This window comes from Zoogloea sp. GW822-FHT05C07, from assembly GCF_058800215.1.
Genome location: NZ_CM179510.1, coordinates 4,578,786 through 4,598,729, shown reverse-complemented (window position 1 = coordinate 4,598,729; position 19,944 = coordinate 4,578,786). Strand labels below are relative to the sequence as shown.

The following is a 19,944-nucleotide window of genomic DNA, read 5'->3' as shown; positions in this document are numbered from 1 at the left end:
TGCTAGCCGTTACTGCCCCGCGCCGGACTCCACGCCCGGCAGCGCGGCCAGCGGCTCGTCGAGTTGAGCCGCCTCGATCTTCTGGAAGTGGGCGCTGATCTTGCGCGATGAAGTCTGCACATCCACCACGTCCTCGTTGGCCTGGCGGATGTGCGTAGCGAGCTTCTGCATGCGCTCGTCGAAACGGTTGAAGTCCTTTGCCAGCTTGCCGAGGGCGTCCTTGATGACGTGGATCTGCTTGCGCGTCTCCACATCCTTGAGCACCGCCCGCGCGGTATTGAGCACCGCCATCAGCGTCGTCGGCGAGACGATCCACACCCGGCGCTGCATCGCGTAGGCCACCACCTCCGGGTGGTAGGCGTGGATCTCGGCGAACACCGCCTCCGCCGGCACGAACATCACCGCCCCGTCCGACGTGACCTCCGGCTGGATGTACTTGTCGGCAATCGCATCCACGTGCTTCTTCACGTCGTTGCGGAAGGCCGTCTGGGCCGTGCGCCGCTCCAGGTCGCCCACCTCGCCGGCGAACATGCGGTGGTAGTTCTCCAGCGGGAACTTCGAATCCACGACCACCATCCCGGTCGGCTCGGGCAGGCGGAGCACACAGTCGGCCCGTGTGCCATTCGGCAGAACGTACTGAAAATCGAAGGACTCCGGCGGCAAGGCGTTGCGCACCAGGGCTTCGAGCTGGACTTCGCCGAAGGCGCCGCGGGAGCGCTTGTCGCCGAGCAACTCCTGCAGGCTGACCACGTTGGTGGTCAGATCGCCGATCTTCTTCTGTGCTTCGTCGATGGTCGCCAGCCGCGCCATCACATTGGTGAAGGTCTCGTTGGTCTTGCGGAAGCCCTCGTCGAGACGCTGGTTCACGTGGCCGCTGATCGCCTCCAGGCGCTCACCAACGGTGCGGTGCATGGCCTCGATGCTGTGGGTCAGCTGCTGGGACGCGCCGTTCAAGCCCTTCTGCAGCAGCTCTCGATCCGCACGGGCGTGCTCGGACAAGGTCTTGAGGGTCTCGGCCATCATCTCCGTGCGCAGCTTCTCCTGTCCGCTGGCCACCGCGGACGCCAGTTCGGACAGACGCAGCGCCATCTCTTCCTTCTGCGTGCCGAGCTGCCCCACCAGGGCCAGATGGAGTTGCTGGAGCGCGTGTCGGGCCGCGGCCTGCTCGGCGTCGAGCCGGTCGCGCAGGCGATCGATCTCCCCCGCCAGCATTTCGATCACGCGGTCGCCGGCGGCCGTCGAACTAACCTGCAGCTCCCGGACGAACTGCAGTTGCTGGTGGCTGAACAGACCCTCCAGGCGAGCATCGAGGTGAGCGAGCATTTGCCCGGCGGTTTCGTCCTGGGCCCGGTTGAGACGTGTGATCCGCAAGGCCAGCCAAGCGACGACGGACAGGACGGCAAGAAGCAGTACGAACAGTAGCGGTATCAAGACTGAAGAGGATTCGGGAGTCATGGCCGGAGTATACCCGGCCATGCCCCCGTCCTTCCCTCAGCTCAGCGCCCGCAAGCTCGCCAGCGGCGGCTGGGAGAGCAGATGCCGGGTGCCGACCCAGCCCGCCAGCGTCACCACCGCGCAGCCGGCAATGCCGCCGGCCAGCAGTGGCAGCAAACTCGGCGCATAGGGCAGTTTGAAGACGAAATGCCCCAGCGCCCAGCCGATGCCAGTCGCCCCGGCGCCCGCCAGCACACCGGCTACCAACCCGAGCACGGCGAACTCGGCGAGCAGCGCCGCGCGCAGTTGCCCATTGCGGGCCCCCAGCGTGCGCAGGATGGCCAGCTCCTTCTCCCGCTCGTCATGGGTGGATTGCAGCGCCCCGAACAGCACGACCACGCCCGCCACCACCGCGAAGCCGAAGACGAACTGCACCGCCGCGATCAGCTGATCGACCATCGCCTGGATCTGGCCGATCACCGCCGCCACGTCGATCACCGTCAGGTTCGGGAAGGCCGCCACCAGGCGGTTGGAAAAGTCCAGCTGCCCCGGCGACAGGTAGAAGCTGGTGATGTAACTGGCCGGTTGCTGCTCCAGCATGCCCGGCGCGGCGATCACGAAGAAATTCACCCGCATCGAATCCCAGTCCAGCTTGCGCAGGCTGGTGATGCGCGCCTCGCTGCGCACACCGGCGATCTCGAAAGTCAGCAAGTCGCCCATCGCCAGACCGAGGGTCTGGGCCAGCCCCTGCTCGACGGAGAACTGCGGCACGTGCTCGTCCCCATGCCAGCGCCCTTCGATGACGCGGTTGCCGCCCGGTAGACGCGAGTCGAAGGACAGGTTGAAGTCCCGGTCCACCAAACGCTTGGCGCGGTCGTCCGTGTAGTCGTCCGGCCCGACCGGACGGCCGTTCACCGCCACCAGGCGTCCGCGGATCATCGGCTGCAGCAAAGGCTCAGGTCGGCCGTTGTCCTTGAAGAACTGGCGCAGGGCCGGCAATTGTTCGGGCTGGATGTTGATCACGAAACGGTTGGGCGCATCCACCGGCGTGGTCTGCTTCCAGCTCGACAGCAGGTCGCCGCGCACCAGCGTCAGCAGCAACAGCGCCGTCAGCCCCATGCCGAGGGCGAGGGCCTGCACGAGGCTGGCCACCGGCCGCCGCCGCAGGGACGCCAGCCCGTAGCGCCAGCCGCTGCTCGCCACACTGCGTACATGCCCCAAGCCACCGATCACGGCCCACGCCACGCCGCCATACACCGCGAAGGCCAGCGCGAAGCCGCCGACCACCCAGGCACCGAGCAGCCAGTCCCGCGCGATGCCGACCAGCAGGCCGGCCAGCACCAGCGCGCCGAGGGCCCAGGCCAAGCCTTCCCGCGCAGCGATGCCGTCCCATTCGCGCCGCAGCACGCGCAAGGTCGGCACCCGCCCAAGCCGGATCAGCGGCGGCAATGCGAAGCCCAGCAGCAACAGTAGCGACACCGCAAAGCCGTGCAGCACCGGCAGCCAGCCCGGCGCCGGCAATGGGAAGCCGACCAGGCTGCCGAGCAGTTCGTTGAGCGCGAACTGCACCACGAAACCCAGCCCGCAGCCGGCCACGCCCGCCGCCAGGCCGAGCAGCGCGAACTCGCCGAGAAACAGGGACAGCAGGCGCGCCTGCGTCGCACCGACGCAGCGCATCACCGCGCAACCATCCAGATGCCGCTCCACGAAGCGCCGCGTGGCCAAGCCGACCGCCACCGCCGCCAGCACCACCGCCAGCATCGCCGCGAAGCGCAGAAAACGCTCGGCGCGGTCCAGTGTGTTGCGCACCTCGGGCCGTGCATTCTCGACGTTCTCCAGGGTCTCGCCACGCTTGAGGCGGGCGCGGGCCCAGTCTTCGAAGGCCTTCACCGGCGCCACGTCCCCCGCCACATGCAGCCGGTAGAAGACCCGGCTGCCCGGCTGGATCAGGCCGCTCGCCGGCAGGTCGGCGGCATTCATCACCAGGCGCGGCAGCAGGCTGAAGAAATTGGCGCCCCGGTCCGACTCGAAGGACAGCACGGCCGTCATCTTCAGGCGGAGTGCCCCCAGACCGACCATGTCGCCGGGCTTGGCGGACAGGGCGCTGGCCAGCCGCTCATCCAGCCACAACTCGCCAGCGGCGGGAATGCCCGGCGCCACCCTGTCCGGCTGGTTGAGCCCGGGCGCGATGCGCATCGCGCCGCGCAGCGGATGCCCGTCCTCGACGGCCTTGACGCCCGCCAGCTGGGCGTCCTCGCCCAGGCTGGCCATGCTGGTGAAGGTGCTGGAGACCACCGTTCGGAGGCCGCGCCGGCTCGCCTCGGCGCGGTAGGCCGGATCGAGGGCGTGGTCGGACACCAGCACCAGATCCCCGCCAAGCAGCTGGTTGGCCTCCCGGGCCAGAGCCTGGGCGACGCGGTCGGTGAAGAAGCCGACACTGGTGAGGCTGGCCACGGCGATGATCAACGCCGCCAGCAGCAGCCCCAGTTCGCCGGCGCGCAGGTCGCGCCGGAGCATGCGGAATGACAGGAAGAAGGTATTCATGTGGCTTGAGGCAGGGAAGCAGCAAAAAAATTCCGGCCTGGCGAAAAACCGGGGCCGGAATTTTTCGGATTATCCGCGTGGATCGATGACAGCCCTGCGCTCACCCAGCTTACGCGTCGGACAGCCAGCGCTGCACCAGGCGGACCCAGTAGGCCACGCCGTAGGGAATCGCCTCGTCGTTGAAATCGTAATGGGGATTGTGCAGCGTGCAACCGCCTTCACCGGGCCCGTTGCCGAGCCACACGTAGCAACCGGGCTTTTCCTGCAGGAAGTAGGCGAAGTCCTCGGCGCCCATGCTGGGCTTGGGATCCACCGTCACGTTTGCGTCGCCGCAGATCTCCTTCGCCACCGCCGCGCAGAACTCCGCCTCCGGCACCGAATTGATCGTCGCCGGGTAGCCGCGCCGGTACTCGAAGCGGATGTCGGCGCCGAAGGCCGCGGCGACGCCGGTGCACACCCGCTGCATGGCCGCCTCGACGCTGGCCTCCACCTCGGGCCGGAAGGCCCGCACGGTGCCGCACAGTTGCGCCACTTCGGGAATCACGTTGTAGGCGTCGCCGGCATGGAACTGGGTCAGCGACAGCACGGCCGAATCCAGGGGGTCGACATTACGCGACACCACCGACTGCAGCGCCTGCACCAGCGCCGCGCCGGTGAGCACCGGGTCGATGCCCTGGTGCGGCATCGCCGCATGGGCACCCTGCCCGCGGATCTCGATATCAAAGCGGTCGGCGCAGGCCATCACCGGCCCGCGATGCACGGCGATCTGCCCGACCGGCAGGCCCGGCCAGTTGTGCAGGCCGAACACCGCCTCCATCGGGAAACGTTCGAAAAGCCCGTCGGCGATCATCGCCGGCGCGCCGCCCTCGCCTTCCTCTGCCGGCTGGAACAGGAAATAGACCGTCCCATCGAAATCGGGATTACGCGTCAGGTAGGCGGCCGCACCCAGCAGCACGGCGGTGTGCCCATCATGCCCGCAGGCATGCATGCGGCCCGGATGGCGGGATTGATGCGTGAAGTCGTTCTTCTCCTGGATCGGCAGCGCGTCCATGTCGGCGCGCAGGCCGATGGCCCGCTGGCTGTTGCCGGCCCGCAGCACACCGACCACGCCGGTCTTGCCGATGCCCCGGTGAGTCTCGATGCCCAGCGCCTCCAGGCGCTCGGCAACCAGGGCCGCAGTACGGTGCTCCTCGAAGGCCAGTTCAGGATGGGCGTGGATGTCGCGGCGGATCGCCGTGACCTCCGGATGGAGGGCCCCCAAATTCTCTAGAAGGTGCATGATGCGTCCCGATGTCCGGCCCAGAGGCCGTGGATCAATCAATGATAGCAGCGGGCTTTGCCCCCGCTCCACCACCCTAGCCCGCCCCCAGCGATGAAACTGTTCTACGCCGACCACTTCGTACTGCCCTTGCCCGAAGGCCATCGCTTCCCGATGGAAAAGTACGCCCGCCTGCGCACCCGCCTGCTCGCCGGCGGCCTGTTCGATGCCGACGACTTCCACGTCCCGACGGCTGCCAGCGATACCGAGATCCTGCGCGCCCACGATGCCCGCTACCTGCAAAGCGTGGCCCGCGGCATGCTGGACAAGGAGGCCCAGCGGCGCATCGGTTTTCCGTGGTCCGAGGCGATGGTCGAGCGCTCACGCCGTTCCGCCGGCGCCACGCTGGCCGCCTGCCGCGCCGCTCTCGAAGACGGCTGCGCCGCCAACCTGGCCGGCGGCACCCACCATGCGTTTCGCGACCGGGGCGAAGGTTTCTGTGTCTTCAACGACTCGGCGATTGCCGCGCTGGCCATGCGCGCCGAAGGCCGCGTCGAACGCGTGGCCATCGTCGACTGCGACGTGCACCAGGGCAACGGCACGGCAGCGATCCTCGCCAACCGGCCGGACTGTTTCACCTTCAGCATCCACGGCGCCCACAACTATCCCTTCGACAAGGAACGCAGCGACCTGGACGTGGACATGCCCGACGGCAGCGGCGACGGGGCCTATCTCGACGCGCTGCAGCCGGCGCTGGCCGAGGTGTTCCGGCGCGCCGATCCGCAGCTGGTCATCTATCTGGCCGGCGCCGATCCGTTTGAAGACGACCGCCTCGGCCGCCTCAAGCTCACCAAGGCCGGACTCGCCGCCCGCGACGAGCTGGTGCTCGGCGAGTGCCGGCGCCGCGGCCTGCCGGTGGCCATCGCGATGGCCGGCGGCTACGCCCGCCAGATCGACGACACGGTGGACATCCACGTCGCCACGGTGAGCACCGCCGCACACATCTTCCGTGCACGTAAAGCACCATCGCTATAATCGAGAAAACCCCTGCGAGGACTCCCCATGCGTTTCGAAGGCTCCGACAACTACGTCGCCACCCCCGACCTGATGCTGGCCGTCAATGCGGCGATCCGCCTGCAGCGCCCGCTGCTCATCAAGGGCGAGCCCGGCACCGGCAAGACCATGCTCGCCGAGGAAGTCGCCGCAGCCCTCGGCATGCCGCTGCTGCAGTGGCACATCAAGTCCACCACCAAGGCCCAGCAAGGCCTGTACGAATACGATGCGGTGTCCCGCCTGCGCGACTCCCAGCTCGGCGACGACAAGGTGAAGGACATCGGCAACTACATCGTCAAGGGCACGCTGTGGCAGGCCTTCGATGCCGACGAGCCGACCGTGGTGCTGATCGACGAGATCGACAAGGCCGACATCGAATTCCCCAACGACCTGCTGCGCGAACTCGACCGCATGGAGTTCCATGTCTACGAGACCCGCGAGACCGTCAAGGCTCGCCACCGCCCCATCGTCTTCATTACCTCCAACAACGAGAAGGAACTACCGGACGCCTTCCTGCGCCGTTGCTTCTTCCACTACATCAAGTTCCCTGACCGGGACACGATGCAGAAGATCGTCGACGTGCACTTCCCCGGTATCAAGCAGGCCCTGCTGAAGGAGGCCCTGGAGGTCTTTTTCGGCCTGCGCGACGTGCCGGGCCTGAAGAAAAAACCGTCCACGTCGGAGCTGATCGACTGGCTCAAACTGCTGGTGGCCGAAGAGATTCCGGTAGAGGCCCTGCGCTCCCCCGACCAGAAGGCTGCCATCCCGCCGCTGCATGGCGCGCTGCTGAAGAACGAGCAGGACATGCACCTCTTCGAGCGCCTGGTCTACATGGCCCAGCGCAACCGCTGAGCCGGACGCCGCCATGCTCATCGACTTCTTCCTGCACCTCAAGAGCCGCAAGCTGCCGGTGTCCACGAAGGAATTCCTGACCCTGCTCGAAGCCCTCGAAGCTGGCCTGGGCGGGCACAGCATGGAAGACTTCTACTTTCTGGCCCGCGCCAGCCTGGTCAAGGACGAGAGCCAGTACGACCGCTTCGATCAGGCCTTCGGCGAGTACTTCAAGGGCATCGAGGCCATCCTCGGCCTGGAAGTGGATCTGCCCGAGGAATGGCTGAAGGCCATGGCGACGAAACACCTCAGCCCCGAAGAAAAGGCCAGGCTCGAGAAGCTCGGCTGGGACAAGCTGATGGATGAGTTCAAGAAGCGCCTGCAGGAGCAGAAAGGGCGCCACCAGGGCGGCTCGAAATGGGTCGGCACCGGCGGCACCTCGCCCTTCGGTAACAGCGGCTACAACCCGGAAGGCATCCGCGTCGGCGGCGAATCGGCCGGCAACCGCACGGCGATCAAGGTGTGGGACCAGCGGGAATACCGCAACCTGGACGACACCGTCGAACTGGGCACCCGCAACATCAAGGTGGCGCTACGCCGCCTGCGCCGCTTCGCCCGCCTTGGCGCACCGGACGAACTGGACCTGGACGGCACCATCGCCGCCACCGCGCGCAACGCCGGCTACCTGGACCTGCTGATGCGCCCCGAGCGCCACAACGCGGTGAAGGTGCTGATCTTCTTCGACGTGGGCGGCTCGATGGACGACCACGTGAAGGTCTGTGAGGAGCTGTTCTCGGCCTGCCGCACCGAGTTCAAGCATCTGGAGTACTTCTACTTCCACAACTGCGTGTATGACCACGTATGGCGCGACAGCCGTCGGCGCCATAGCGAGCGCACGCCGACCCTCGACGTGCTCCACAAGTACGGCCCGGAATACAAGCTGATCTTCGTAGGAGACGCAACGATGAGCCCCTACGAGATCCTGCAGCCGGGCGGCTCCATCGAGTACAGCAACCCTGAACCCGGCGCCACCTGGCTGCGCCGCCTCGCCGACGCCTACCCCGCCATCGCCTGGCTCAACCCCGAGCCGGAGCGCATGTGGGACTACCGGCAGTCCATCGGCATCGTCCGGCAACTGCTGGGAGAACGCATGTTCCCCCTCACGCTGGACGGCCTGACGCGGGCCATCACCCACCTGTCGCGGAAGCAGTAAACACCACTCCCGCGCGAAACCGGAAACGCTCCGGTCAGGGCATCCGGTAGTTGTCCTGGGTCAGCAGGTCGATGCCGCACGGCAGCTGTTCGATCCAGTCGAGGAAGCGGTTGACCATGACCTTGCCCTCGAAACGGCAGCCGTGCTGCGGCACGATCATTTCCACATCCATCTGTCGGACCATGTTCACCCAGAAGCGGCAGATCTTGTTGGAGATCATGTAACGGCGATGGAAGCCGGCCATCGTGATCACGTGGTCGTCGAAATCCCGCACCGGCTCGGCCGCCTGGGTGTGATCGACGAGCGAGGCGCCCATGTCGCCGGAGAACAGGATCTTGGACACCGGATCGTAGAACTGGAAGTTGCCTTCCGAATGCATGAAGTGGGCCGGCACCGCCTTGATCTTGCTCTCGCCCAGCGGGATGTTCATGCCTTCGTCGGGAATGCCGATGATCCGCGCCGAATAATCCTTGCCGGTGGTGAAGTGCGGCACAAAGCGCGTCCACAGACGGGAGATCATCACCTTGCAATGGGTGGACACCATCCACTTGTTGAGTGACGCGATGATGTCCGGGTCGGCGTGAGTGGCGAAGATGTAGTCGAGCCCACGCGACGGGAAGAAGCGCTGCATGGACATCAGCAGGCCGTTGTAGGTCATGTTGCCGCCCGGGTCGATCAGCGCGCCGTGCTCACCATCGACGATCAGGAACTGATTGCACTGCACCGCATGGTCGGCTTCCTCGTCCACCAGATCATAAAAGGCCAGACAGGCATGCTTGCCGTTGTTGAAGAGTTCGACTGCCATGGGGTGCATTCCGCGTATCAGAAAGACCGATACTTTATCCGAGTCGCCACATGGCGAAAACGTGACAACAACCTACATTGACCGTCGTCAAAGAAACTTCTCGTCATTCGCACGGCATTGGGGTAGTTTTAGCACTTTCGGATAGTCCAGTCCCCGTCGTGAAACAAGCCATACCCCTACTTTGCGCGATTGTCATCCTGCTCGCACCGGTCGATTACGCATGGTCCCTCGACACCGGCTTCGCCAGCCGGGCCCCGTCGTCCGCCATGAACAACCAGCAGAACAGCAGTTCACTCATGGCCCGCAAGAAGCTGCTGGCCATGCGCAAGGGCCCCGGCGCCCAGGCCGGCTTCGGTGGCGTGAACGTGATGAGCCGGGAGGGCGTCCGCCCGGAGGACCTGCGTCCCCCATCCGCCACGATGTGCGCCATGCAGGGCATCTCCGGACATGCCAGGCCCAGCGCCGTCTCGCGCCAGGAAGCGTCGGGACGGGTCGTACTGTCCACCGATCCCTCCAGCCTGAGCGGGCAGAGTGCCGACATCTACAGTGCCTGTGATTCGACTGGCAAGCGCGCCCGTGCCGGTCTCAAGGCGGGCAGCGGATCACTCCTTGTCGATGCAACTGGTGGTCGTGGTCCGGGTGGTACGCCCTCCCGCCTGACCAATGCAAGAACCAAGAGCATCTACGACGCAAGGACCAACATGCTGGTCGGCACCAAAGCCACGAAAGACCGCGCGGCGGCGTTCGCCAACCAGCCCACCAAGTCCACGTCCCTGTTCGACCCGGTCACCGGTGGCATCAAACCGCCGAAGGTCATGAGCGCGTACAGCGTTTACCAGCAGACGCCCTGACGAAACGCCCCCGCCCGTCAGCGCCTGACGGGCCAGTACCAGCTCGGCACGCCCTTGCGCCCGCCTCCTGCACCCTGACGGCGGCGGCTGCGCAGGTGGCCATCCACCGCGGCGATCCACGGCGCCAGATGCATGTCGGCAAGTTCCAGATCGACGAACAGTTCGGGCAGCCGGTAGGCAAACCAGCGATAGGCGGCCAGCAGGCGCACGGTGGTTTCCGCCTCCTCCAGCGAGGCACGCCGCGGCGACTGGGGCAGGAAATCCAGCGCAATCGTCTTGCCCTTGTTGGCACTGTAGGCCCAGTCGCGCCACACGCCGTCGATCGTCTCGTTCTGCGATGCCATCGGTGCCATCGAGAACACGTGCTTCTGATGCAGGCTGAGGTTCTTCATGCGGTCCAGCTGGGCCGCGCGGGCCAGCTGTTCCTCCGGAATGTGGGGCGTGAAGAAGCCGTCGCCGCAGTCCGCGTGGAGCAGGAACAGGGACAGTAGCGCCTCCAGCCGGCGGTCGCCCGACATTTCGGCGATCTGCTCCAGGTAGGCCGAACCCGCCGTGATCTGGAAGCCCTTCGCCTCCAGCGGTTCCTGGTGGGTTTTCATGAGACTGCTCACCACCCGGTGCTCGGCCGGGGTAAGGCCTGCCACGACGCCCTCCTCGTCGTGATGGCCGAAGCGCCCGGCGCGACCGCCGATCTGCTGCAACAATGACGGCGACAGGGTTCCCCGTGACGTGCCGTCATACTTCTGCACGGCGGTGAATACGACGCGCCGGATCGGCAGATTGAGCCCCATGCCGATGGCGTCGGTAGCGACGAGGATGTCCGCATCGCCGCCGGCAAAACGGTGCGCCTCCCGTTCCCGCACCTCCGGCGACAGCGCGCCATAGATGCAGGCCACCGACTTTCCCAGGGCCATCAGATCGTCGCGCAGATTGAGGGCGTCCCGCCGCGAAAAGACGATGAAGGCGTCGCCGGGCTTGGCGCGCCGCAGCGCGGCCGCGGGATCGTTGCCCAGCGCCTGCCCCACCACCAGCGGATGCTTGCGCTGCTTGCGCCGGATCTCCAGCGGCAGGCCCAGTCGGGCGGCAAGCGCCGTTATGGCCGGCTCTGCCGACAAGGCCCCGACCAGCCACACCTCGCGGGCATTGGCGCCCACCACCGCCTGGGTCCACGCCCAGCCGCGATCCGGATCGTCCAGCATCTGGATCTCGTCGATGACCGCCACCTCCACCGCTGTGGAGGAGTCCAGCATCTCGATGGTGGACGCCGTCACGCGGCTGCCCTCGACGATACGATGCTCCTCGCCGGTGATCAGGGACGCGCTGACGCCGAACTCCTCGTTCAAGCGGGTAAACGCCTCCAGCGCCAGCAGGCGCAGCGGCCCCAGATACACCCCGGACGCGGCTGTTGCGAGGCGCTCGAAGGCGTCGTGGGTCTTGCCGGAATTGGTGGGCCCCAGCACCGCCACCAGCCGGCGCGTACGCCGGCCGGCCTGGAAGGTGGCCGGATAATCGGACAGCTTGAGCGTCCGCCCGATCTGTTCCGCCAGATCGTGGTGGCGCTGTTTGGCGCGCAGATCGTTAAGGGACTGGGCCAGGCCCTTGCCGACCGTGGAAAGATCCAGATCGCCGCCGGACCACAGCTCCTTCAGCTTGCGCAGATTGGCTTGCAGTCCTTCCGCCGCACAGGCGTCCAGGTAGGCGCCGATTTCGATGATCGCCGCTTCCAGCGCGTATTCCAGCTCAGCACCGACTTCCTTGAGCATGGCCTGCTCAAGGGCATCCCGTACGTCGCCCGGCCGGCGTCGCCAATGGCTCGCCTGGCCCAGGCAGCTCTCGGGCAGATGGCCAAAGACCCGAAACGCATCGCCCCGGATCCGTACGGTCCGGCCCACGGCCAGCCACACCCGGTTGCCGCTGAAGGTGCGGGAGAAGCGCAGGGCTTCCGGCGGGTTCGGGGGTGTATCCATATCTATCCTATCTACGCTGCCATCGGTGCATCCGACGGGCAAAACATTGGGGGCGCACATCTTATTCGACCGCCCCTTCCCCGGCACGCCCAAATCCACGGCCAAGGGGGAAATGTTCCACAAGCCGCCTGCCCGGCCCTGGGCCTGCGTGCTGGAGTAAATCCGCCACTCACGGTAGTGTTGCGCGTTTCCGGCTTCCGCCGGGCATCTTCTTATACAGGGTAGGCATGTCTTGATGAGCGGTTTGCCACAGCCCCCGCGCCGGTGGGGCCGCGGGACGTCCCTGCCGGCATGGGCCCGGCGCATCCTCGTGCTGTCCTGCGCGGCGCTCACGGCCTGTGCCACCGACCACTTCGATCCGCAGCCCCTGTCTGCCGCCGCGATCGCCGACACCCATGAAGCCCGCACGCTGAACTCGGCCGAGCTGCAGCGCTACCTCCTGCAGCACGGCACGGCCCTGCCGCCGGAAAGCTGGAATCTGGAGGCACTGACACTGGCGGCCTTTTATTACAATCCGGAACTGGAGACCGCTCGCGCGCGCCTGGCAACGGTGGAAGCCGGTCGCCTCACCGCCGCACAACGGCCAAATCCGACCCTGCAACTGCCGCTGCAGGGCACGCTCAATCCCCAGGCCGGCACATCACCCTGGACCCTGGGTTTCGCCCTCGATATTCCCATCGAAACCGGCGGCCGTCGCACTTACCGCATCAATCAGGCGTCGCAACTTGGCGATGCGGCACGCTTCGGCTTCGCAGCCTCCGCGTGGGGCGTGCGCAGCCGCCTGCGTTCGGCGCTATTGGCCCTGTGGCATGCGGAAGCCCGCGGGACCCTCCTTCAGCAACAGGCGCTGCTCGACCTGGACATCGCAGGACGCTTCGAGCGGCGGCGTGTGCTGGGCGACGTTTCTCCTTGGGAAGCCAGTCAGCAACAGCTCGCCCTGCTGCGAACCCAGGGCGAGCAGCTGGCCGCCCGGCGCCAGGCCGACAACGCCCGCGCCGCCGTGGCCACCGCGCTGGGCGTGGGTCTGCCGGCGCTCGGCGCGGTGGCGCTGGACCTGTCGGCCTTCGAGCAGCCGCTCCCGCCCCTGCCCGCCCGCACACTACAAAGGCAGGCGCTGCTGAATCGCGCCGACCTGGCCGCCGCACTGGCCCAATTCGACGCCAGCCAGTCCGCGCTGCAGGTAGAGATTGCCCGCCAGTATCCCAACATCACCCTGGGCCCCGGCTACACCTTCGACCAGGGCGCCCGCCGCCCTGGCTTCACTTTCGGTGGCCTGGAGCTACCGCTCTTCAATCGCAACGAGGGCCCCATCGCCGAAGCACGCGGACGGCGCCGGGAGGCCAAGGCGCGCATCCATCTGCTGGAAAGCCAGGCCCTGGTGGAAACGGACGCCGCGATGACCGAATGCGTCAGCGCCCAGGAAAGCTTGCAGCAGCGGGAAGCCCAGCTCGCCGAACAGGCACGCCAGCTTTCGCGCCTGCACAAGGCCTTCGCCGCCGGCCAGGAGGACCGCCTGGCCGTGGCGCTGGCCGAGCGGCTACAGCTGGCTGCCCGCCTGTCCGTACTAGATGCCCACCTGCAACTGCAAAGCGCAGTGGGACGCCTGGAAGACGCCCTGCAACAACCGTTCGCCATAGCGGCGGACGACAATCGCAACCTGAAGTGATGATGCCCAACAAGACCCTCAGACGCGCCTCGCTGGTGCTCGTACCGCTCCTGGTGATTGGACTCAGCGTGGCCGGTTTCCTGCAATCCCGCGCGGAAGAAGGCCGCGAGGCGGAGCAGGACGGCGCAGCCATCCCGTCGCGTGTGACGGTGGAGGACGGCCTCACCGTACTGAGCCTCGACAAGGCCGTGCAGGTGCGCAGCGACATCCGGACCGCCGCGCTCGCCCCGGCCGGCGCGGGCAGCGGCGCGGAGTTCTACGGCACGGTGGTCGACCTGCAGCCTCTTGCGGAACTCACCAGCCGCCGCGACGCGGCCGCGGCAGATCTGGCGGCAGCCGACGCCGCCCTCGGAGCCGCCCGCGCCGAGCAGGCCCGCATCGAAGCCCTGTACCAGGATGGCGGCACCGCCTCGCTCAAGGCGCTGGAGGCCGCCCGCACCGCCGTCGCAGCGGCAAATGCCAAGTCACGCGCGTCCCAGGCAACCCTAGGCAACGTCGAAAGCGCGCTGCGCAACCAGTTCGGCACGGTCATCGCCAACTGGGCCGACAGCCAGGGAGACCGTGCGCTCGCACCCCTGCTGGCACGGCACGAAGCCCTGCTGCGTGTCGTGCCGCCGACGAATGAAGCGCCGCCGGTGGTCTTCATCACCAGCGATGGCATGCCGCCCCTCGAGGCCCGGCGCGTATCGCCCTCCCCACAAGCCGATGCTGCCTTCCACGGACAGGCGCATTTCTATCGCACGACGGCCGACCTGCCCGCCGGCCTGCGCCTGAGCGCCCATGCACCAGGCGCTGGCGGCGTGCGCATTCCGGCCGACGCCATCGTCTGGTACGGCGGCCAGCCGTGGGCCTATGTGCAGATTGCCGACGCACGTTTCGCGCGGCGCCCCGTCGATGCCGGCCAACCGCGGGATGGCGACTTCATCGTGACACGCGCGTTCACAGCCGGCGAACAGGTCGTCGTTCGCGGCGCGCAGCTGCTGCTGTCCGAGGAGTCGCGGCCCGCGACGGCTGGACAGACGGACAACGACTGACGCCCTCGCCCGTGATGCTGACCGCCCTCATCGATTCCGCCGTGCGCCTGCGTGGCGTGATGGTCGCCCTGGCCTGCCTGCTGCTCGGTTACGGCGTGTATGCGCTGAGCCAGTCGCGGCTCGACGTCTTCCCCGAGTTCACGCCGCCGCTGGTCACCGTGCAGACGGAAGCGCCGGGCCTGTCGGCCGAGCAGGTGGAGCAACTGGTCACCCAGCGCGTCGAGAACGTCCTCGGCGGCGCCAAAGGCCTTGCCTCCATGCGCTCCCAGTCGATCCAGGGCGTCTCCGTCATCACCCTCACCTTCAGCGACGCGACGGACATCTGGCGCGCCCGCCAGTTGGTCAGCGAACAGCTGGCTGCGCTGGCCGGCGAACTGCCAGCCGGGGTGCGCAGCCCGCGGATGACCGCACTGAGTTCCGCCACCACCCAGGTGCTGGGCATCGGCCTGACGTCCGGCTCCAGGTCGCTGATGGAATTACGCAGCTTTGCCGAGTGGACGCTGAAGCCCCGCCTGCTGGGCCGCCCCGGCGTCTCCGACGTGGGCATCTATGGCGGTGACGTGAAGCAGTACCAGGTTCAGGTGGTGCCGGAGAAGCTCGTGCGCCTCGGGCTGTCACTGCAGGATGTGGTGGCCGCCGCGCAGCGCGCGACCGGCGTGCGCGGTGCCGGCGTACTCGACACCGCCAACCAGCGCATCGTCCTCACCACCGAGGCGCAAGCCACGTCGGCCGCACAGCTTGGCCAGGTTTTGCTGCGGACGCAGAACGGCAGCGTCGTACGGCTGGCGGATGTGGCGACGGTTGCGCTCGGCAGCGAGGTGCCGTTCAGCGGCGCCAACGTGCAGGGCCGGCCCGGCGTGATCCTGATGGTCAGCAACCAGTACGGCGCCGACACCGTGTCGGTAACCCGCGAACTCGACGCAGCAATGGACAGCCTGCGTCCCGTGCTGGCGGCCCAGGACATCGAACTGCATGCGGACCTGTTCCGGCCGGCCAATTTCATCGTGGCGGCAACGGACCATCTGCGCACGGCCCTGCTGCTCGGTGCCGGCATGGTGGTGCTGGTACTCTTCCTGTTCCTGTTCAACGCGCGTACCGCCTTCATCTCGGCGACGGCCATTCCCCTGTCGCTGCTGGCAGCCATCGTCGTCCTCCACCACATGGGCGTGGCGCTCAACACCATGACTTTGGGCGGCCTCGCCCTGGCGCTGGGCGAGGTCGTGGACGACGCGATCATCGACGTGGAAAACATCTACCGGCGCCTGCGCGAGAACCGGCGCCTGGGCTACCCGCTCACTGCGCTGCAGGTGGTCGTACGGGCTTCCACCGAAGTGCGCGGCGCGGTGATCTACGCCACCTTCACCGTCGCCGCGGTCTTCCTGCCGGTGCTGAGCCTGACCGGCGTGGCCGGCCGCCTGTTCGCGCCGCTGGCCCTCGCCTACCTGCTGGCCATCCTGTCCTCCCTCGTCGTGGCGCTAACGCTGACGCCGGCTCTGTGCTACCTGCTGCTGGCGGCCCGGGACGAGGATGTGGAGGAGCCCCGGCTCTATGCCTGGCTCAAGGCGCATTACGCCCGGCGGCTCGTGCATGTCGAGGCGCACTGGCGCGCCGTCGTGCTCGCCCTGGCCGGCCTGGCCGTGATTGCGCTGGCAACCCTGCCCTTCCTGCGCATGGAGTTCCTGCCGGAACTGCGCGAGGGCCACGTCATCGTGCATATGCGCGCCACGCCCGGCACGTCGCTGCAGGAAGCCCTGCGCATCGGGGCCCAGGTCAGCAAGGCCCTGCTCGACGTGCCCAACATCCGTAGCGTGGCCCAACGCGCCGGCCGCACCGCCCGCGGCGTGGATGTGCTGGGCCCGCAGTACAGCGAGTTCGAGGTGGACCTGGTGCCGGGGCTGGACGCGGAGGCCCAGGAAGCGACCCAGGCACGCATGCGGGAAATCCTGGCCCAGTTCGCGGGCCTCAGCTTCACCTCCGAGACCTTCCTCACCGAGCGCATCCAGGAAACCCTGTCCGGCTACACGGCACCGATCATCCTGAATATTTTCGGCGCCGACCTGGATGTGCTGGACAGCCTGGCCCGCCAGGCCCAGGCCATCCTGGCCGCCGTTCCGGGCGCCAGCGGCGTGACTCAGCAGTCGCCGCCGATGCTGCCCCAGCTGTCGGTGCGCCTGCGCCAGGACCAGCTCGCCCGCTGGGGCTTCGCCCCCCTGGACGTGCTGGAGGCCATCCAGACTGCCTACCAGGGCACCGATGTCGCCCAGGTGTACGAGGGCAACGCGGTCAGCAACGTCACCGTCGTGCTGGCAGCGGCAGCCCGGCGCAACCCGGCCAGCGTCGGCGATCTGCCACTGCGCAATGCAGCAGGGATGACCGTTCCGCTGCGCAGGCTGGCCGACATCCGCGAGACGGAAGGCCGTTACCTCATCCTCCACAGCGGTGGCCAGCGCCTCCAGACGGTGACAGCCCAGGTGGCCGGGCGCACCGTGGAGGAAGTCGTCGCCGACGCCCGACAGCGCCTGAGCACCGACCTGAAACTGCCCCGGGGCTACTTCTTCGCCTTCGCCGGCGAAGCCCAGGCCCAGGCTCAGGCGCGGCAGGACTTGCTGGTCGATTTCGGCGTGGCCGCGATCGCCATCGGCATCCTGGTTTATCTGGCGCTGAGGAGTACGCGCAGCATGCTGCTGGTGATGACCAACCTGCCCTTTGCGCTGGTCGGCGGACTGGTGCTGGCCTTCGCAACAGGCGGCCTGCTCTCCCTCGGCTCACTGGTAGGCTTCGTGACCCTGTTCGGCATTACCCTGCGCAACGCCATCATGCTCATCTCCCACTACCAATATCTGGTGCGGGAGGAAGGGCACGCGTGGAACCTGGAAACGGCGCTGCTCGGCGCCACCGAACGCCTCGCGCCGATCCTGATGACCGCCCTGGTCACCGGCCTCGGCCTCCTGCCCCTGGCCCTGCAGAGCGGCGAGCCGGGCAACGAAGTTGAAGGACCAATGGCTGTCATCATCCTGGGCGGCATCGTCACCTCGACCCTGCTCAATCTGCTGGTGCTGCCAACCCTGGCCTTGCGGTTCGGACGATTCGAGGCAGGCAGCACAGATGGAAAAGCCGCCTGATTTTCAACCTGAGGCGGACCGCGTGACCTTTCCCAAAGAACGTTGTCCAGCCACCGTAGGGAAGCGCGAAAGTCGATCCGCCAGCCTATTCGTGGAATTCAAATGCAGAAAAGCAAAAAGCCCTGATTGCTCAGGGCTTTTTGCTTGAAACTGGTCTTGGCGGAGAGTGAGTCCCCCTAGCAGGCTGATGCAGAACCCAGTGAACGATCCGGCCACCCACCTGTCCTAGCCGTATCCTTCAAACCCCAGGCACAGCACCGATGCGCGGCGAAGTCGATCCCCAGTCCTCGATGTTCCACTATTTCTCGGTCGAGTCCCGGACTCCGGCCGATCATCCGCTGCGTCCGGTGAAGAAACTGGCCGACTCGGCACTCTCGGCGATTTCCGCGGAACTCGATGGGCTTTACGCCAAGGGCGGCCGACCGTCGATTCCGCCGGAGCGGTTGCTCAAGGCGCAGTTGCTGATCGCGTTTTACTCGGTGCGCTCGGATCGGCAGTTCTGTGAGCAACTCGATTACAACCTGCTGTTTCGCTGGTTTCTCGATCTGGACCTGGAGTCGGGTGGATTGGATCAATCCAATTTCAGCCGCCTGCGCGAGCGATTGGTGGAAACGGACATCGCCCGTCGTTTCTTTGACGAAGTGGTGCGTCTGGCCCGCAAGGACAAGCTGCTGTCGTCCGATCACTTCACCGTGGATGGCACCTTGATCGACGCTTGGGCATCCTTCAAGAGCTTCAAGCGCAAGGACGACGACGAGCCCCCCAAGCCCGGCGGTGACGGCACCGGCATGGTGGACTTCAAAGGCGAGAAGCGTTCCAACGCCACCCACCGGAGCACGACCGATCCCGACGCGAAGCTCATGAGGAAAGGCAACGGCCAACCGGCCAAGCTCAGTTACGGCGGCCATGCGCTCATGGAGAACCGCAGCGGCCTGTGTATCGATCTGCTCATCACCGATGCGACGATGGCCGAACACAAAGCGGCTCGCCAACTGCTCACCCGCGCCCGGCGCCGCAGGATTCATCCCAAGACGCTGGGGGCCGACAAGGGCTACCACGTGAAGGACTTTGTCCAGCATTTGCGCGAGCACAAGATCAAACCTCATATCGCCCGAATTGAAGGACGCAAGACACCGGGCCTCGATGGACGGACGACCTGCACCGAAGGCTACAAGGTCAGCCAGCGCAAGAGAAAGCGGGTTGAAGAGATCTTCGGGTGGTTGAAGACGGTGGGTGGAATGAGAAAGACCCGTTTCATCGGAGAAGCCCGAACCCAGATCGCCGCCTATTTGTCGGCAGCGGCGTACAACCTGCTGCGGATTGCGAAATTGCAGACGATGGGGAGTGCGGCATGAAGCGGCACTTGGAATCGGGTGAAAACCCATTTCCCTGCCCAGTCTATGGGCATAAAAATGGGATTGAGAATCCAATTTCGGGAATGAAGTCATGAGAGATCAAACAACGGGCTTCAGGCTGGACGTGGAGTCTGAGCTTTTTGCATCGGCCTGCTAGAGGAAGAAAAGGCCAAGATTGAAGAGAAACCCAAGATCCCAACCTTCAAAGAAGCCACGGAGACGCTCCACAAGGATCCACTTCCCGGCTGGAAAAACCCCAAGCATGGTCCGCAGTGGATCAACACACTGACCGAGTACGTCTTCCCAAAGCTTGGAGCCAAGTTTCTCCATGAGATCCAACCCGGTGATGTGGCTGAGACGCTGAAGCCGATCTGGCTCACCAAGGCAGAAACTGCCAGTCGGGTGAAGCAGCGAATCCACGCAGTGATGGCCTGGGGACGGGCGCATGGTCATTGTCAATCGAATCCCGTCGACGTTGTGGGACACCTTCTTGCACAGCAACCCGGCAAACGTCCTGATGTGACTCGGACGCTGCTGGAGTTTCTGATCCTGACGGCCTCCCGATCTGGCGAAGTACGCGGTATGACCTGGGCGGAGGTCGATCGCAAGAACGCCATCTGGACAGTTCCCGGGACTGGTGCTGCGAGAAAGGATACTCACGTGGTCTCGCCGAGCGGTCCCTTGCACACACCATCAAGGACAAGGTTGAGGCTGCATATCACCGCACCGACCTGCTGGACCAACGCAGAGAACTCATGAATCACAGCTGTCGGGAAAATAAGGTCAAATTCAGAATGCTTCATTCTAGGTA

General features: G+C 66.3%; 14 protein-coding genes. 9 read left to right on the top strand and 5 right to left on the bottom strand.

The features are described from left to right. Positions 1 to 9 precede the first annotated feature (9 nt). The 3 genes from AC3QL2_RS21225 to AC3QL2_RS21215 all read right to left on the bottom strand — a co-directional run bounded on the left by AC3QL2_RS21225 (position 10) and on the right by AC3QL2_RS21215 (position 5,257). The gene (locus tag AC3QL2_RS21225; protein WP_493236701.1) at positions 10 to 1,455 is read right to left on the bottom strand and encodes a DNA recombination protein RmuC; all 1,446 of its coding nucleotides are present in this window, start codon (positions 1,453 to 1,455) and stop codon (positions 10 to 12) included. A gap of 36 nt (positions 1,456 to 1,491) precedes the next feature. Further along, positions 1,492 to 3,978 (bottom strand): ABC transporter permease, encoded by a 2,487-nt coding sequence (locus tag AC3QL2_RS21220; RefSeq protein WP_493236261.1) that lies wholly within the window; start codon positions 3,976 to 3,978, stop codon positions 1,492 to 1,494. Between the two features lie 109 nt (positions 3,979 to 4,087). Further along, positions 4,088 to 5,257: a M20 aminoacylase family protein gene (locus AC3QL2_RS21215; RefSeq protein WP_493236262.1), complete on the bottom strand. Its 1,170-nt coding sequence runs from the start codon at positions 5,255 to 5,257 to the stop codon at positions 4,088 to 4,090. A gap of 93 nt (positions 5,258 to 5,350) precedes the next feature. On the opposite strand from AC3QL2_RS21215, the gene AC3QL2_RS21210 reads away from it, so the two are divergent. From AC3QL2_RS21210 to AC3QL2_RS21200, 3 genes are read left to right on the top strand one after another with little or no spacing between them, the layout of a single operon-like run. Next, a complete protein-coding gene (locus AC3QL2_RS21210) occupies positions 5,351 to 6,271 on the top strand; it encodes a histone deacetylase family protein (RefSeq protein WP_493236263.1) in 921 nt (306 codons plus the stop codon). A gap of 27 nt (positions 6,272 to 6,298) precedes the next feature. Then, positions 6,299 to 7,141 (top strand): AAA family ATPase, encoded by an 843-nt coding sequence (locus AC3QL2_RS21205; RefSeq protein WP_079435023.1) that lies wholly within the window; start codon positions 6,299 to 6,301, stop codon positions 7,139 to 7,141. Between the two features lie 13 nt (positions 7,142 to 7,154). Then, positions 7,155 to 8,333: a vWA domain-containing protein gene (locus AC3QL2_RS21200; protein ID WP_493236264.1), complete on the top strand. Its 1,179-nt coding sequence runs from the start codon at positions 7,155 to 7,157 to the stop codon at positions 8,331 to 8,333. 34 nt (positions 8,334 to 8,367) lie between these two features. On the opposite strand, the gene AC3QL2_RS21195 is transcribed toward AC3QL2_RS21200, so the two are convergent. Continuing rightward, positions 8,368 to 9,138: an oxygen-binding di-iron domain-containing protein gene (locus tag AC3QL2_RS21195; protein ID WP_493236265.1), complete on the bottom strand. Its 771-nt coding sequence runs from the start codon at positions 9,136 to 9,138 to the stop codon at positions 8,368 to 8,370. A gap of 158 nt (positions 9,139 to 9,296) precedes the next feature. Here AC3QL2_RS21195 and AC3QL2_RS21190 point away from each other — a divergent pair, with 158 nt between their 5' ends. Next, a complete protein-coding gene (locus AC3QL2_RS21190) occupies positions 9,297 to 9,989 on the top strand; it encodes a hypothetical protein (RefSeq protein ID WP_493236266.1) in 693 nt (230 codons plus the stop codon). Positions 9,990 to 10,006: 17 nt separating this feature from the next. Here the strand turns inward: AC3QL2_RS21190 and AC3QL2_RS21185 are convergent, their stop codons facing one another. After that, positions 10,007 to 11,956: a helicase-related protein gene (locus AC3QL2_RS21185; RefSeq protein ID WP_493236268.1), complete on the bottom strand. Its 1,950-nt coding sequence runs from the start codon at positions 11,954 to 11,956 to the stop codon at positions 10,007 to 10,009. A gap of 235 nt (positions 11,957 to 12,191) precedes the next feature. Between AC3QL2_RS21185 and AC3QL2_RS21180 the strand changes: the two genes are divergently transcribed. From AC3QL2_RS21180 to AC3QL2_RS21160, 5 genes are all read left to right on the top strand, one after another. Beyond that, entirely contained in the window at positions 12,192 to 13,622 is a 1,431-nt protein-coding gene (locus AC3QL2_RS21180; RefSeq protein WP_493236269.1) for a TolC family protein, read from the top strand. A 35-nt stretch (positions 13,623 to 13,657) separates the two neighbouring features. After that, positions 13,658 to 14,656 carry an efflux RND transporter periplasmic adaptor subunit gene (locus AC3QL2_RS21175; protein ID WP_493236270.1) on the top strand — a complete coding sequence of 333 codons (999 nt, stop codon included), beginning with the start codon at positions 13,658 to 13,660 and terminating at the stop codon, positions 14,654 to 14,656. Positions 14,657 to 14,670: 14 nt separating this feature from the next. Continuing rightward, the gene (locus AC3QL2_RS21170; RefSeq protein WP_493236272.1) at positions 14,671 to 17,778 is read left to right on the top strand and encodes an efflux RND transporter permease subunit; all 3,108 of its coding nucleotides are present in this window, start codon (positions 14,671 to 14,673) and stop codon (positions 17,776 to 17,778) included. Positions 17,779 to 18,038: 260 nt separating this feature from the next. After that, positions 18,039 to 19,133, top strand: coding sequence for an IS5 family transposase (locus AC3QL2_RS21165; RefSeq protein ID WP_493240299.1), 1,095 nt, complete (start codon positions 18,039 to 18,041; stop codon positions 19,131 to 19,133). Between the two features lie 144 nt (positions 19,134 to 19,277). Next, positions 19,278 to 19,892 (top strand): tyrosine-type recombinase/integrase, encoded by a 615-nt coding sequence (locus tag AC3QL2_RS21160; RefSeq protein ID WP_493236685.1) that lies wholly within the window; start codon positions 19,278 to 19,280, stop codon positions 19,890 to 19,892. Positions 19,893 to 19,944: the final 52 nt, after the last annotated feature.

Coding starts and splice junctions, on each gene's coding strand:
- AC3QL2_RS21225 (WP_493236701.1), bottom strand. CDS start 1,455: ATGACTCCCGAATCCTCTTCAGTCTTGATACCGCTACTGTTCGTACTG.
- AC3QL2_RS21220 (WP_493236261.1), bottom strand. CDS start 3,978: ATGAATACCTTCTTCCTGTCATTCCGCATGCTCCGGCGCGACCTGCGC.
- AC3QL2_RS21215 (WP_493236262.1), bottom strand. CDS start 5,257: ATGCACCTTCTAGAGAATTTGGGGGCCCTCCATCCGGAGGTCACGGCG.
- AC3QL2_RS21210 (WP_493236263.1), top strand. CDS start 5,351: ATGAAACTGTTCTACGCCGACCACTTCGTACTGCCCTTGCCCGAAGGC.
- AC3QL2_RS21205 (WP_079435023.1), top strand. CDS start 6,299: ATGCGTTTCGAAGGCTCCGACAACTACGTCGCCACCCCCGACCTGATG.
- AC3QL2_RS21200 (WP_493236264.1), top strand. CDS start 7,155: ATGCTCATCGACTTCTTCCTGCACCTCAAGAGCCGCAAGCTGCCGGTG.
- AC3QL2_RS21195 (WP_493236265.1), bottom strand. CDS start 9,138: ATGGCAGTCGAACTCTTCAACAACGGCAAGCATGCCTGTCTGGCCTTT.
- AC3QL2_RS21185 (WP_493236268.1), bottom strand. CDS start 11,956: ATGGATACACCCCCGAACCCGCCGGAAGCCCTGCGCTTCTCCCGCACC.
- AC3QL2_RS21180 (WP_493236269.1), top strand. CDS start 12,192: ATGAGCGGTTTGCCACAGCCCCCGCGCCGGTGGGGCCGCGGGACGTCC.
- AC3QL2_RS21170 (WP_493236272.1), top strand. CDS start 14,671: ATGCTGACCGCCCTCATCGATTCCGCCGTGCGCCTGCGTGGCGTGATG.
- AC3QL2_RS21165 (WP_493240299.1), top strand. CDS start 18,039: ATGCGCGGCGAAGTCGATCCCCAGTCCTCGATGTTCCACTATTTCTCG.